11 protein-coding genes and 1 pseudogene are annotated in these 13,785 nt (G+C 55.7%); 8 read left to right on the top strand and 4 right to left on the bottom strand.

All coding sequences use genetic code 11. The features are described from left to right. Positions 1 to 287: 287 nt before the first annotated feature. Complete coding sequence (locus BUS06_RS23470; protein WP_074266817.1) at positions 288 to 2,120, bottom strand: caspase, EACC1-associated type; 1,833 nt, start codon at positions 2,118 to 2,120, stop codon at positions 288 to 290. A 1-nt stretch (position 2,121) separates the two neighbouring features. Then, a complete protein-coding gene (locus tag BUS06_RS23465; protein ID WP_074266816.1) occupies positions 2,122 to 2,472 on the bottom strand; it encodes an effector-associated constant component EACC1 in 351 nt (116 codons plus the stop codon). Between the two features lie 499 nt (positions 2,473 to 2,971). On the opposite strand from BUS06_RS23465, the gene BUS06_RS23460 reads away from it, so the two are divergent. From BUS06_RS23460 to BUS06_RS23450, 3 genes and pseudogenes are all read left to right on the top strand, one after another. Further along, positions 2,972 to 4,396, top strand: a complete 1,425-nt coding sequence (locus BUS06_RS23460) for a hypothetical protein (RefSeq protein ID WP_143787639.1) — start codon at positions 2,972 to 2,974, stop codon at positions 4,394 to 4,396. Between the two features lie 9 nt (positions 4,397 to 4,405). Beyond that, a complete protein-coding gene (locus tag BUS06_RS23455) occupies positions 4,406 to 6,103 on the top strand; it encodes a S8/S53 family peptidase (protein WP_143787638.1) in 1,698 nt (565 codons plus the stop codon). A gap of 248 nt (positions 6,104 to 6,351) precedes the next feature. Continuing rightward, positions 6,352 to 6,976 (top strand): annotated as a pseudogene (locus tag BUS06_RS23450) (tyrosine-type recombinase/integrase). 332 nt (positions 6,977 to 7,308) lie between these two features. Here BUS06_RS23450 and BUS06_RS23445 read toward each other — a convergent pair. Beyond that, positions 7,309 to 7,569 carry a hypothetical protein gene (locus BUS06_RS23445; RefSeq protein ID WP_074266813.1) on the bottom strand — a complete coding sequence of 87 codons (261 nt, stop codon included), beginning with the start codon at positions 7,567 to 7,569 and terminating at the stop codon, positions 7,309 to 7,311. 621 nt (positions 7,570 to 8,190) lie between these two features. Continuing rightward, positions 8,191 to 9,204 (bottom strand): LysR family transcriptional regulator, encoded by a 1,014-nt coding sequence (locus BUS06_RS23440; protein WP_254368944.1) that lies wholly within the window; start codon positions 9,202 to 9,204, stop codon positions 8,191 to 8,193. A gap of 92 nt (positions 9,205 to 9,296) precedes the next feature. On the opposite strand from BUS06_RS23440, the gene BUS06_RS23435 reads away from it, so the two are divergent. The 5 genes from BUS06_RS23435 (at position 9,297) to BUS06_RS23415 (ending at position 13,763) form a co-directional block, all read left to right on the top strand. Beyond that, positions 9,297 to 10,625: an aminotransferase class V-fold PLP-dependent enzyme gene (locus BUS06_RS23435; protein WP_074269252.1), complete on the top strand. Its 1,329-nt coding sequence runs from the start codon at positions 9,297 to 9,299 to the stop codon at positions 10,623 to 10,625. Between the two features lie 109 nt (positions 10,626 to 10,734). Continuing rightward, positions 10,735 to 11,562: an ABC transporter substrate-binding protein gene (locus tag BUS06_RS23430; RefSeq protein ID WP_074266812.1), complete on the top strand. Its 828-nt coding sequence runs from the start codon at positions 10,735 to 10,737 to the stop codon at positions 11,560 to 11,562. Between the two features lie 91 nt (positions 11,563 to 11,653). Then, the gene (locus BUS06_RS23425; protein WP_254368943.1) at positions 11,654 to 12,301 is read left to right on the top strand and encodes an amino acid ABC transporter permease; all 648 of its coding nucleotides are present in this window, start codon (positions 11,654 to 11,656) and stop codon (positions 12,299 to 12,301) included. A gap of 1 nt (position 12,302) precedes the next feature. Continuing rightward, complete coding sequence (locus BUS06_RS23420; protein ID WP_074266810.1) at positions 12,303 to 13,037, top strand: amino acid ABC transporter permease; 735 nt, start codon at positions 12,303 to 12,305, stop codon at positions 13,035 to 13,037. Continuing rightward, entirely contained in the window at positions 13,038 to 13,763 is a 726-nt protein-coding gene (locus BUS06_RS23415; protein ID WP_074266809.1) for an amino acid ABC transporter ATP-binding protein, read from the top strand. It begins immediately after the preceding gene. Positions 13,764 to 13,785 lie beyond the last annotated feature (22 nt).

Raw genomic sequence — 13,785 nt, 5'->3', positions numbered from 1 at the left:
TGACGGGAAAATTGGGCCCGACACGCGTTGGTTGGCCCGCTGTTGCAATAGCATCAGCTACCATTTCGTTATGGCTCGGTATGTGTATGCAACAGCCAGCGACACATTACATCGTTCAGCTCCGAGCGTCACGTTTGCGTTTAGCCAAACGCAACTGCTACCTCCGCCGGACGCGGCCGTCTACCGCCATGAAGAGTCGTTCGTTGGTGTCGTGGAGGTGATACTCAGGTGTCGGCTTCGTTCAGTTTCGGGCGGTTCGGCGAGGGCAGGTCCGTAAGCCCAATGACCTAGTGACCAAGTTTCTGCAGTGCCTCTTTAGCGCCCTCATCCCCCTGATCGGCGGCTTTGCGATACCACTTGGCCGCTTCGGTTTCATTCTTGGGAACGCCCAAGCCGTAATCGTAGATCCAAGCCAACTTGAGTTGCGCCACTAGATAGCCCTGCTCTGCCGCCTTTTGGAACCACCTGACCGCCTCTGCGCCGTTCTTGAGGGTGCCAAGACCGTTTTCGTACATCAAACCTAGTTCAACTTGGCCCTGTGGATCACCCTGATCGGCAGCCTTCTGGAACCACTTGATCGCCTCGTCATAGCTCTTTGTGACGCCCAGGCCCTTTTTGTACATGACCCCCAAGTTAAGCATACCGGTCGAATCGCCCTGATCGGCGGCCGTCTGTAACCACTTGATCGCCTCGGTCGAACTTTGGTCAACGCCCCGCCCTTCCTGGTACATGAACCCCAAGTTAATCTGTGCATCCGGATTGCCCTGCTGGGCGGCCTTTCGGTACCACGTGACGGCATCGCGATCGCTTTGTGCAGTACCCGTTCCATGGAAATAGAGACCGCCCAGCTTGTTCTGCGCTTTCGCGTCGCCCCGAGTGGCTGCGTCGTGCGTCAGAGCGAAAGTCTCAAGCTGTTGAATGGGGCCCTCTGAAGCAGGGGGAGCGGCCTGCGAAACGATGGAGGCGCCTGAACTTGCGGTTGGTGTTGAATCTGCCGCAGACGCTCCTGAAGGTGCGGATGTGCCCTGATCTAGGACCGTTTCTCCTGATGTCCGATTGCCAGTATTCGAAAAATGAGAAAACCCGGCGACCAATAAGCCAACAGCAACAAGGAAAACTAACCAATAGCCAACCCTGTTAAATGAGGGGACTTTGCTCGTGTCGGGAACAGCTGGTTTGTTATCGTCCTGATTGATATCAGCGGATTGCAACGTGGCTGAGGAGGCTGATTTGTCTGGGACTATATCGTCCCGTCTCGATACGGGCGACCCGATCGCTAAGCTAGGCGACTTCTCTGCGTTGCGCTCGAGGCCAATAGCCGCCTCAATGGCGCGCGAGGTTGACAATAACCGGTCTTGATCTGCATACCTGTTGCGCGCAATACGGAATTTTCCGCCATCGATCCAATTGGTCCGTTGGGGAAGTTTGGTGCGCGCATCCCGACGAATCTCATCTCTTACGGCGGAAAACACTTCATCCAATGTGACAGTATCCTTATCATTCTGGATGCCGCGCAAAAGGACATTGATCAAAGTTTGCGAGAAAAATGTAAGCGTTGCGCCGGGAGGCGCCCAAGCTTTGTAATCACCCGGCACTGCCGCAATTCCATACGTTCCCATCAGATCAACGGCGCTGACCAGATCGTCGCTTTGATCGCTCATGCCGCCATCGAAAGCCCGTCCGCTATAGCAGCAGTCCAGAATCATCACTCGCTTCACTGCGCTGGATTCACGAATGATGCGCTTCACTGCTTCTATATCTATGGCGCTGGACTTAGTGTCGCTCTCGGTGTTCCTGCTCGTCAAATATAAAGCGGATTGCGCATCTCCATAGAGTCCGTGTCCCGAGTAGTAGACGATAAGTGTGTCGGTTGCTAATTTCGCTGCCTTATGCAGCTTACCGAGAACATCACTTGCCGCTGGTTCATCGACAATCTCGACAATGCTGGTCGCAGGAAGACCGACGACGTTCGGGTCCAGCAGCAATCGCTTTAATTCGGCGATGTTCGCGCGGACGTGCGGTAATGGAGGCAGGCGTTCGGCGTCCTGCGGACACTCCGGGGTTCCGATCAGAACAACCTTCGACTCTGCTTTGAAGGAGAGGTCGGCCGGATAAGTCATCTCATTCGTCGATCAAGGACTTTGCCGCCGCTGTGAGTTCATCGATTGAAGGCGGGTTGGTGCAGTCAATCACTAGCGACTTCCTGCCGTTCTTCCAAGTAAGCTTCATCTTTGGCCGCCGTGCCTCCAGATACCTGAAAAAGCAGTGGACGAATGCCACAACAGCTGGTGCTCCCAGCACTACGGTCAAGATTGATTCCAGGGAGGGCCCTTGCTCACCGGGTTTGGGAGGCATTTCCTCCTGACGCACTTCGTCGACACCGGGCAACCGAGCTTTCTTTAGCCAGTCGGCGAGATCAGCCGCCGCTTCGACAGGGCGAGCGGCTTCTGTGACATCCAAGCTTAGTTCCATTGTTCTTCTCCGCGAAAAACAGGGTCACACTATTGTTTTAAAGTAGCTTGGAGCAAACTTCAAGATCAGATATCAGTCGCAATTGACATATAAAGCTAAACGGCAGTTACCCCGTTGCAATCGCTGCAAGGGGCCGGGGCATCGGTGCAGTGACACGTGCGCAGATGTAGCACAGCAACTGGCGCCGACGGTCGAGCTTCAGGAACTTCTCCGCACAACGGGCCACATGCCGCAAGCCTCGCGAACTTGGACGACCAGCGATTTGATGGTGTTGGCCTTCGCGCGCAGTTTCGTAAGGTATATACAATCATGCGCTCCCGATGGCAAACGTCACGCTCTGTGCGTTGCCGTACGTATGTCGAAACGAAGACACGTGATCGGGCGCTTGTCCGACGGTAAGATCGCCATGTTCCAATGGCTTTAACTTATAAGACCCGGCGCCCTAATGTACGAAGCGAAGGCAACGGGGGGCTCAGTGAACACCGATGGGGGCACTTCGATGGCCAAGTCTCTTCCAATCCTCTGGATGACAATGGCTCTCGTGCCGTGGCTAACGGCTTGCACTGAGCTTCGCGTGGATCCCTTGCCAGCCGGCTCTGAGCCGACGACTGGCGATTTTGTCTATTCGCTCCCGCGAACGACTTTACAGATCACCGGATCCATCACGCTGAACAGTTGTACAGCGTTCAATATCGATGGAAAAGGCGCTTACGAGCCGGGCTGGGATATCTCCGAGACAGTAACCGTCACGCCGATTTATGAGGCCGATCCCGACGCTCAGTACCAAGTGCCATACGACACGCTGAGGTCGCTTTGGAAGGAGACCAGCGTCACGATTACAAGCGCGGGCAATAAGACGATCACCGGCTTGAACGGCGTCGTCAACGACCAGGTGGGGTCGGCGGTGCTCGCGGCCGGCCTTGCTGCGGTGCAGATCGTTGGTGGTCTCGGAGTCGTGTCTGTGCCAACCGCAGCTGCCGAAAAGCTAGCCGCAGTCGAAAAGAACACGACTGCGCATCTCGCGAAGGCGCCGGCCTATTGTTCGCCGTCGGTGACGGCGGCGCTTGATCGCATCAATCAAGACATGGAGAAGATCCACAGTGATGCGATCGCGGACGCCAAGCAAAAATCCACGGTTGCTAATCCGGAAATCACCTCTCTGCAGTCAGAAATTGCTCGTCTTCAAGCAGAAACCTTCCTGACCCGACGGTTTTCGGTGGTGTGGTCTCCCAGCTTTACTGATTCACAGATCGCCACGGCGACGAAGACAATTATTTCGCAATCTCTCCCGCTCTATGGGACTTACATCCAAGACTGGCTGAGCGACGACGGCAAAAAGTGGCTGGCGGACAATTCAAAATCCTCGAAGGCACTGGCGCTCACGTCGCCCGTGATCATTCAGGTCGAATTGAACACCTGGACCATGGGCCCTCAGCCGCCAGCGACACCACAGACACAAACGACCAGCTTGGTGCTTCGAGATCCAGCCCTCGGAACACTCCGCGCATGCCGCGGCAGTTGCGTCTCAAGCGCTCCAGCAACTCTGACAGAGGTAACAGGCGACCTCACGACGCCCGTCACCTTAGCGTTTGGCCAGTTCGGTCGCAGTCTCGTGCTGCCGTTGAAGAATCAGGTCTTTGAGAATAGTAGTTTGGCGTTGCTGGTTAACGCGGATGGCAGTCTCTCCAGCCAAGGCAACCACTCGACGCCGACTCTCGCGACAGGCCTTGGAACAGCAGGACAGATCGGGACGACGATCGGAACCAACCAAACTAATCGAAACACCTCGATAACCGCACAGAATACCGCCGAGGCGACGAATGCGTCCGCCGTCGATACTGCGAACAAGACTTTGGCGGATTGTCTTTCAGAGCAACAGGCGGTCCGCGCAGCTGGCGGGACGCCGATCGGCGTGTGTCAGTAGGTAACAATTGTGCTGCCCCGCCTCGTCCGATCAAAGCTGACATTTTGGGCGATTGGCTTGAGCCTCTGCGCAGGCGCGTCGGCGCAATCAGCTGTAGTCGACAACACGGTGCTGGTCTTGCAGACGGTCCAGACGGACTATGCCAATCCAGCGGTTAGTCAAGATAGCGTTGCCAAAGCCGTTCCAGTGCAGACGACGGTGAGGCCTAACGAGGGTCTGTCGAACATCATATCGCGACTCTACTCTGTGGGGCGCTCCAATGCTCCCGAGGCCTACGCTCAAATCGCCAGCGCCATTCGAAACTGGAATAACCTCTCCGACAAGGCAGAGTTGACGAATGGGCAGACCTTGATTGTGCCGGACCTACCTAAGATTGCGCGATCCGAGCCAAATCCTCAAAACTCGCTCAATGCGATTCCGAAGCTCAGCCTTGACCTACGGTCGCCCAATCAAGTGAGCGGGTTGCTGAATCTCGATACCGACCGTGTGCTTAACGAAAGCCAACGCCTCGGCGCGAAAGCCGTGGTGATGGTGCGGCGGATGTCCAGTGCTCAAGCCAAAGCGACATTATCCGTAGATCCCACCGCAATTGTCGCTGAAGCACCGCTTCACCTTCGGTTCCTGCAGGGGGCGGCTGGTGGCGCGCCAATCATATTGAGCGCCGCCGATACCCAACTCATCCACTCCGCGGCGGCGGGTCCCACGCTGCAACGACCGATAATGATCGTTTTCGACGACACCTGGCCGGACCGCAACGCTGAAGAATCTGCCCGCGCCTATGTCCTTAAGGCCGTTCAGACATTGCGAACGCGATACAATTTGCCCCCCATGAATCCCTTCGACGCCGCATGCCGAATGGGGACTCCTGCCGGTGCTTGGCCTAGCCACGCCGTTACCGTCCACGCCGCGCAGATCGAAGAGGCACTCAAGCCGCTGATCGATGCCGCTGGCGCGAATTCACCAATCACTCTGATCTATCTGCCGACCTTAGCCGGAGGGCTCTGTGTCGACGAAGTCCTCGGCCAATTGATCGAATTGCATCTCTTGACACTGCACCTCGGTGCACAGATCGGTCAGGGGGTGCCAGCTAGCCTCGTTGCGAATTATCACCAAGTTACGCAATCGATTTTGGCCAAACTGCGCACTCAGGTCGACGCGGACGGCGGCGATAGCGATGTCGAAACGATTTCGGCAGTTCTGGACTTCGCCCGACGCTATGGGGCTGCGATTAATCAACCCGTTTTCACGTCGATGTCATGGGAGTTCAAATATGACGACTGGCAACCGCTGGTCCCGTCAGAATATGGCGGACTTTTCGTGGTCGCAGCAGGCAATGATGGTTCCGCCCCACCGGTTACCACCACGAAAGTACAATTCGCCGAACGTAGCGCCCATCCCGGCGACATGCTGGCGGTCATGAATGTCGACAGTTCCGGTCATTTTACCTGTCAGACCAGTGTCGTGGATCCCACCAGCGCGGCGTTCGCGACCAGCTTTACTGGTTGGCTGTCGCCACAAGTCTGCGGGACCAGCTTCTCGGCGCCTCGCGTTGCTTGGTTGTTGGCCTTACGAGAATCGAAGCGCGCGCCCTTGCATGACCTGACGGACTTGCCAGCCCAGATTCGTGAGGACTTGCGATCGCAGGGGATGTCAGCAGTAACGGCCGACGGCGGCAAGCCGCTCGACTTGGCGACCCTCTTGCATTGAACTCCACATCGAGACGCGCATCTAGCTGCGCTTGGGCGCTCTGTCGGCTTGTGGAGGTTAAAACTAAGATTTCGATTAACGTCCTCGTAAACGTGGCAAGCACTCACTCCGCCGAAGTTTTCCGAACGACCGTTTAGGCTTGGAAGTGGTCGTTGCGGTAGCTCGAGCCCGATCGTCGGCTCCGGGTCGGGTATCGCCCCCTGCGGTTGGTGCAGACTGAGTCTCCCTTCCCTCGAAAGGAGATTGTCATGGAAGCGACTATTACCAGCAGCGTGCCTCGCGTACCGTGGAACAAGGACAAGTTGACCGGGCAGAAGCCGCCGCTGAAACTCAGGGAAATCTGGGCCATCCGGATCCGCCTGCAGCTCGGAGCGAGAACGCGTGATCTTGCGATGTTCAATCTGGCGATCGACAGCAAGCTAAGGGCATGCGATCTGACGAAACTGCGGGTGCGCGACGTCTGCCTTGGCTCCCGCGTGGCGCCGCGGGCGACCGTCATGCAGCAGAAGACGCAGCGGCCGGTGCAGTTCGAGATCACGGAGCAAACCCGCGAAAGCGTGGAAGTTTGGATCAAGGCAGCGGGGCTCTTGCCTTCAGACTTCCTGTTTCCGGGTCGGATTCACGCGTCGCCACACCTATCGACGCGTCAGTACGCGCGGCTCGTACATCGTTGGATACTGTCAATTGGACTCGACGACACCGCGTACGGCACGCACAATGCGCTGGACCAAAGCATCGCTGATTTATCGCCGGACAAAAAACCTCAGGGCCGTCCAGCTGCTGCTTGGCCATACCAAACTTGAGAGCACAGTCCGATACCTCGGAATCGAGGTCGACGACGCGCTTGAAATGGCGGAACAGACCGAGGTTTGAGCCGCGATCCCGCCGGACGGTAACAGACACTGTCCGGCCATGAAGCGACGGTCGATATCCCTCTCCGAATCGTCGACAATTTTCCCGTCGATGTTCCAATTTGCTCGACTACGCATTACTATCCGTTCCAAACGCCCGAGTAAAGGTCATAGACGGTCAAGTGTCGTAGCGCCTCTCGAACCTTTGCCTCCCCCACAGTGTCAAGCAATCGGGTCGGATAGAAATCCCGACATGCTCTCGCCCAATCGAAAATACTTCGGCTTTACCGTCGAGCAGGGCAAGGCTGCGCTCGACATCGCTCAGGGATGCCCCACGAGTTATAAGTTGAAGGCTCACGACCGCTTCACCCGAACCTCGGCGACGTCTCCGAGCGCTTTTTCCAGCCGACCCTCCAGATCGTCCACAACCGTTTGTCCACGCACGTCATAGTGCGCCACAAACCTTGTCGGCAGAGGCACGTGTTGTCGGCCAAAAAGTATCCGCGCCCGTACGAACGCAACGCTTAGGTTCAGTGCATCTTCCGTCTCGACATAGTGATTGGCGATCAGCGTGTGTTCTGTGGCGTCGGTTGCAGAAAACTCTGGCGTAAACATGATATTTTGATCCGAGACATCTCAGACTGTTGAACGGCCGCTTTCGGGAAATCTGAAGGCCCGCTTCGGGTCGATCAGAGTCAATCGCTCCGTTCGACCTGCGTCCAGACTGACATAGACGTCATCATCGACGATTCTGCCGAAATCGGCTGAAATTCAGTAGGCAGGGAAAGCGCATTGAAAGTGTCACCGGCGTACGTTTGAGAATGTGTCAACTATCGAGTCGCGAACCGCCGACTGAGTTACCCGACACGTTTGATCTCGTTGTTATGCAGAGAGAATGAGATCGTTGAAATCGATTCGTGGCGTTGATGGTCTCTGACGGTGGTCAACTCAGAACCCCGAGGCAATGCATGCGTTGTGTGGGTATGCGACGTCCATTGCGGACTGGCGTACCGCAGCGCTGGTGCACAGATCTTATGGCGTTGGTCCCTGACAATCGCGTCAACGATGCATCGGTGTGTTCAGTTCTGTTTTCGGCGGCAGTAGCTAGACAGGAAGTATTGCGTCATGCTCGACGTTGACGCAGTGCCGGCAGCGTCGAGCGGCACTTCCGACTGATCCTTTCACAGGGAATTTCCTCTGTTGCGGAATGGGTGGCGTTTTTAGCGTCCAGCCAACCTATTGACCGTCAACGCGGCGCTTAAAGTTGCACATCTTTGCTGCAATCTCTGCGACCCGTGTCAAAGCGTAGCAGGATCCGCCATCAGCCTTGAATACCGCGCTGTAAACCATAGGCGGCGGCATAGGCTCGCATCTCACAATCCGAAGGCGTCCTTCCGCTATGTCTGCCGCCACGTAGTCCAGAGCAAGCTGGCTAATGCCGAGTCCCCCAATCGTAAGCTCGCGCAGTACGGGCGTGCTGTTTGTCGCGAACACCCGGTTGAAGCGGAATCCATGCTCGGCGCGCCACGGAGCGTAGAAGAGATTTTTTGAGGCGCCTTGAGACTCTTCAAGGATGGGATACTCAGCAAACTCATGCGGAAGAAGGGGGCGATCCGGAATATCCAATGAGGGACTGGCAACCCAGTAGTCCTCGACTTGTCCTACCTTCAACGATATGAACTGCTCGCCCCAGTCCTTACCGGGCATGATTGCTAGGTCTAATCGGTTCAGTTGTACGTCATCGAAAAGCTTCAGTCCTACGTCGACAACGGGCTCCAGCATAAGCCTCGGATATAGCGCGCGAAGCTCCTGGATGAAGCTGGTCAGCCACGTCAGCGCGATAAGCTCCGTGACTCCAATTCTGTAAAGCCCACGCAGTTCACGCTCGGAACCAACCTCGTGTTCGATACGGGCAAGCAGACGCTGTGACTCTTCCGCCAAGGGCAGTAGCTCGCGTCCAGCTATCGTGAGTTCAAGCCCACCCGTGCTGCGGTGCAGTAGCGTGGCTCCGATACTTCGTTCGATCTCGGCCACCCTCTTGGACACGGCGGATTGGGTTGTGTGCAATGTCGATGCTGCTGCACTGAAGCTTCGCGCTTTGGCACTCACGAGAAAAGCCTCGAGTTGCTTGAACGTAATGTTTACGGCTGAGCTGCGTATTGACATATGAGCAGGAAAAAAAGGAATGGGGTGTTCGGCAAAAATGTCGTTTGGTGATGCCTGACTTCGCTCCGATAATCCCAGCAACATAAAGCACTCGGGCGCTCGAAGTCCAGTTGACCCTGAGAGGGCGCCTCCACAACTCGTGTCTACGCACTTTGTTCATCGTGAGTGATTACCTAATGGAAAGCGACGTCCAGGGCCGATTTTTCCCGGCCGACTTGCAGGATCAGATCAGAGACCGTTTCATGCTGGTCGACGACGATGCACAGGGTAAACCCAGGCTATATTTTGAGAATGCGGGCGGGTCACTCAGGCTGAAGGCTGCCCTTGAAGTGTTGGTCCGCACCGATCGGATGCCCGATTCTTCCGGTCGAATCCATGAGACAGCCGATTTGCTGAAGCAGATTCAGCAACACGGCGCCGATGACCTCCGGGTTATCCTTAACACAACCGGTGGCGCTGTATACGCGTCACTCACCGCCACGGCCGCCATGTTCGCGATGATCCGTGCGATCGCGGAAAACGTGCCCGGTCGCAACATGGTCACTACAGTCCTGGAACATCCGTCTTCGTTCGATGCTATGTCGACGTATGCCGCAAAGCTTGGGCGCGAGTTGCGCGTAGCCCCAAGCAATCCGGTGACGGGCGGGGTCGACGTAGAAGACATCGTTAGGCTGATCGACGGCGACACATGTGTACTTTGCGTCATTCAGGCCTCGAATATCTCCGGTGCGAAGCTCGACATTGAAGAGATCGTGCGACGGTCACGGGCAGTCAAACATGACCTGTTCATCGTCGTTGACGCTGTACAACACGCACCCCATGGGATCATCGATCTGCAGAGAGCTCCGGTTGATGGCATCAATATAGCGCCATACAAGTTCTTCGGCGCGCGAGGCTCAGGTTTCTGCTGGTTATCTGAACGAGCCGCAAATCTTTCGCACGATCAGCTTGCTGGTAAACCCTCCGACTATTGGGATCTTGGCAGCTCAGCACCGTGGCAGTTTGCAGTGTTGACGGAAATAGTGAATTACGTTTGTTGGTTAGGAGTCCAGCTGGGGAATCGCGGTGACCGGCGCGCGCAGTTTGCAGCCGGTATGAACGGGATCGAGTTGCATGAGCGAGCGCTATTATGGCGGATGCTGGAGGGTACCGAAACATTCCCTGGTCTCCGTCATCTGCCAAATACAATAGTGCACCTCGACTATAAAGACCTGACCAAGCGCGACCTCATTGTCTCAATAGGTTTCCGGCATCTCGACCCCGCCAGCGCGGTCAGAGAATACGAACGCCGCGGCGTCATCGTATATGAACGAGTCACCACGAGTCTGTACTCCAGGCGAATGTTGGAATCGTTCGGACTATCAGGTGCGGTGCGTGTGTCTCCACTACATTGCCACCGCGCCGACGACATCGATAAATTCCTCAAAGCGTCTGCCGAACTCAGCACACTCAACAATCGCCTTGCAGCCACGAGCATCGATGATGCCGCAACGCCGCCCGGCTAAGCGCGATGCAATTCAATGCAGATGCGGCATTTTCATAATAGCGAATTCGATGTCCAACCTCACAATAAACCCATCCGAATCCGCGTTCCATCTGGAGGAGACATAAGCCATGCTTCGTACTATCGTCGCAATTTCCCGTTTCACTTGTCTGTTTCTCATTGCAACGCTGGGTATGGCCAGCATTGCACATGCTGACCGGCTTAAGGATATACAGGCTGGAGGTAGTCTGACATGCGCCACTCTGTCAGGGTCACAGCCGCTCGCGTATCAGGACCCGACGACACGCCAATACGTAGGTTTTGACGTCGATACATGCGCGGCTATAGCCAAACATCTGGGTGTACAGATGGTGCACAAGCCGATCACCGTTGAAGCACGTATCCCCGAACTAGCTCTTGGCCGGGTGGACCTGGTTGCTGCTGCGTTTGGATACACTAAAGAGCGTGCTGAGCAGGTGGCCTTTACTTCTTCGCACTATCAAATCCCTTTGAAAATTATCGTCGCGAGCGATTCCGGCATCACAAAGTTTTCAGACCTCGCCGGCAAAAGAATTAGCACCGAGAAAGGGTCTACACCTGAACTCTATGCGCACCGGGTGATTCCGTCTGCCGAGGTCGTTACATTCCAGGACAACGCATCGCAATTTCTTGCGCTGCAGCAGGGAAAAGTCCAGGGCTTCGCCATCGGGATGGCTTCGGGATTGCGCTTTGTTAACGAATCGGGCGGCAAGTATAAGTTCCTGGACGAAGATCTGGCGCATGAGCCAACCTGCCTGGGCGTGAAGAAGGGAGAACCCGAATTGCTCGCGGCCGTCAACAGGGCACTTCAGGACATGCAGGCGTCCGGAGAGCTGGATGCGTTGTGGAACAAATGGTACGGACCACAAACGAAGTTCAACATTCCTCGAGGGAATTTGATCCCGATCTCCGCGCTTTGAGTAACGGATCAGTTGACCGCCTATCAAGGCTACGAAAGTGCTATCTCTAAATTTCTCTGCTGTACTCCATGGCCGATACCTGGACTTGTTCTTGTCGGGAGCCGTTCACACGTTGCTCCTGTTTGCTTCGTCGTGGGTGATCGGCTTCCTGCTGTCGCTAATCGTGGCGGCCGTTCGGTCATCCGGCGTGCGTTTTCTGGCGGGTGCTGCTGCGGGCTTTGTTGGCTACCATCGTAACGTGCCCGGATTGGTGCAGTTGTTCGTCTGGTATTTCGGGGTACCACAACTACTGCCGGTAACGTGGCAGCAACTGATTAACAACACTGGCAACAGCGAGTTCATCTTTGCCGCCATTGCGCTCTCGCTCAATGTCGCTGCCTACATGTCGGAGGACCTGCGCAGTGGCATACGTTCGCTGCCGCCGGCGCAACTGGAAGCGGCACGTGCGCTTGGAATGAGCTACGTTTCTTCAATGAGGAAGGTCATCCTGCCACAGGCCCTTAAAGTCGCCGCTCCACCTCTCGTAAACCAGTCACTTGGGCTATTCAAGTCCACCAGCCTCGCGATGGCCATAGGGGTCGCTGAGATGACCTACGCGAGTCAGCAAGTGGAGAATGAGAGCTTTCGAACGTTCGAAGCGTTTGCTGTCGCATCGATCTTCTATTGGGTCGTGTCATTCGTGATTATGGGGCTAGGAAACGTCTGGTCGAAGCGCCTGAATACAGACGGGGCACATTGATATGACCGACATCTTTAGAATCCTTCACGATTATGGTTTGCTGCTACTGGTTGGGCAATTCCCACTGGGACCTCTGGGGGGCCTGGCACTCACATTGTGTCTGGCGGTCGCGGGACTGGTCATCTCTTTCCCGCTTGCTGTGTTGGTAGGCATAGCACGCACTAGTACCTACCCTGTCATTTATCTACCGGTGTCTATCGCGGTACACCTGATCCGCGGGTTGCCGGTGCTCATGATCATCTTTTGGGCCTATTTTATTGTTCCCCTTGTGACTGGACGTAGTGTCTCAGCGTTGACAACAGTTCTCTGTGCTCTGGTCGTCTATGAACTGGCCTTCATGGGCGAGGTCATCCGGGCAGGTATCCAGGCAATCCCGAAAGGCCAGATTGAAGCTGCCAGATCACTAGGACTCAATGGGTTTCAAGTCATGCGGCGTGTCGTACTGCCGCAGGCGCTTTTTCACATGCTCCCAAGCATCCTGAACCAGTTTATTAACCTTGTTAAGAATACGTCGCTCGGCTATATCATCAGTCTCAATGAATTGACGTATTCGGCATACCAAATCAACATTCAGTTGTTGACCAAACCATTCCAGGTCTACGCGATCCTCGCGGTCACATACTTCCTGATCTGCTGGTCGTTGGGGCAAGCCATGACTCGTTTGGAGCGGCGTATACAGGCGCGCCGTGAGCGAACTGGAGTACGCGTAAAGTCGGCCATCATAGCGAGGGCATAAATGATTACGTTTGAGAATGTCGAGAAATGGTATGGCGAGTACAGGGCCTTGCACGAGGTTCATGAGACCGTCGCGAAGGGAGAGGTGGTTGTGATCTGCGGACCTTCGGGCTCGGGGAAATCGACCCTCATACGCACGATCAATCGGCTTGAGCCGATTAACAAAGGTCGCATAACAGTTAATGGCCGTGACATCCATGCAAGCGGCGTCAATGTTAACAAGTTACGTAGCGAGATCGGGTTCGTGTTTCAACATTTCAACCTTTTTCCGCACATGAGCGTACTTCGTAACCTGATGCTCGCCCCGATGGATGTTCGCGGCGCTACTTCGAGCGAAGCGCGCGATCACGCGATGACCCTCTTGCAAAAGGTGGGAATGGCCCACAAAGCTGACGCATACCCGGGCCAACTGTCCGGTGGTCAGCAGCAGCGCGCGGCGATCGCACGAGCACTTGCGATGCAACCGCCGGTAATGTTGTTTGATGAACCCACAAGCGCACTCGACCCAGAGATGGTCGGCGAGGTACTACAGGTAATGAAACAGCTGGCGAGAGACGGTATGACGATGATTTGCGTCACGCACGAGATGGGGTTTGCTCGTGAAGTAGCGGATCGCATCTTGTTTATGGACGAGGGTACGGTCCTTGAGCGTGCCAAGCCGGACGACTTCTTTGCCAATCCCGAGCATCCACGCGCACGAAAGTTTGTTTCTGATATCCGGCACTGAACCGGGAGCATTAAAGCAAGCG

Origin of the sequence: Paraburkholderia phenazinium (assembly GCF_900141745.1) — a bacterium.
Taxonomy (GTDB): domain Bacteria; phylum Pseudomonadota; class Gammaproteobacteria; order Burkholderiales; family Burkholderiaceae; genus Paraburkholderia; species Paraburkholderia phenazinium_B.
The sequence above is the reverse complement of the archived record's forward strand: the minus strand, read 5'-3'. Positions and strand labels throughout refer to the sequence as shown.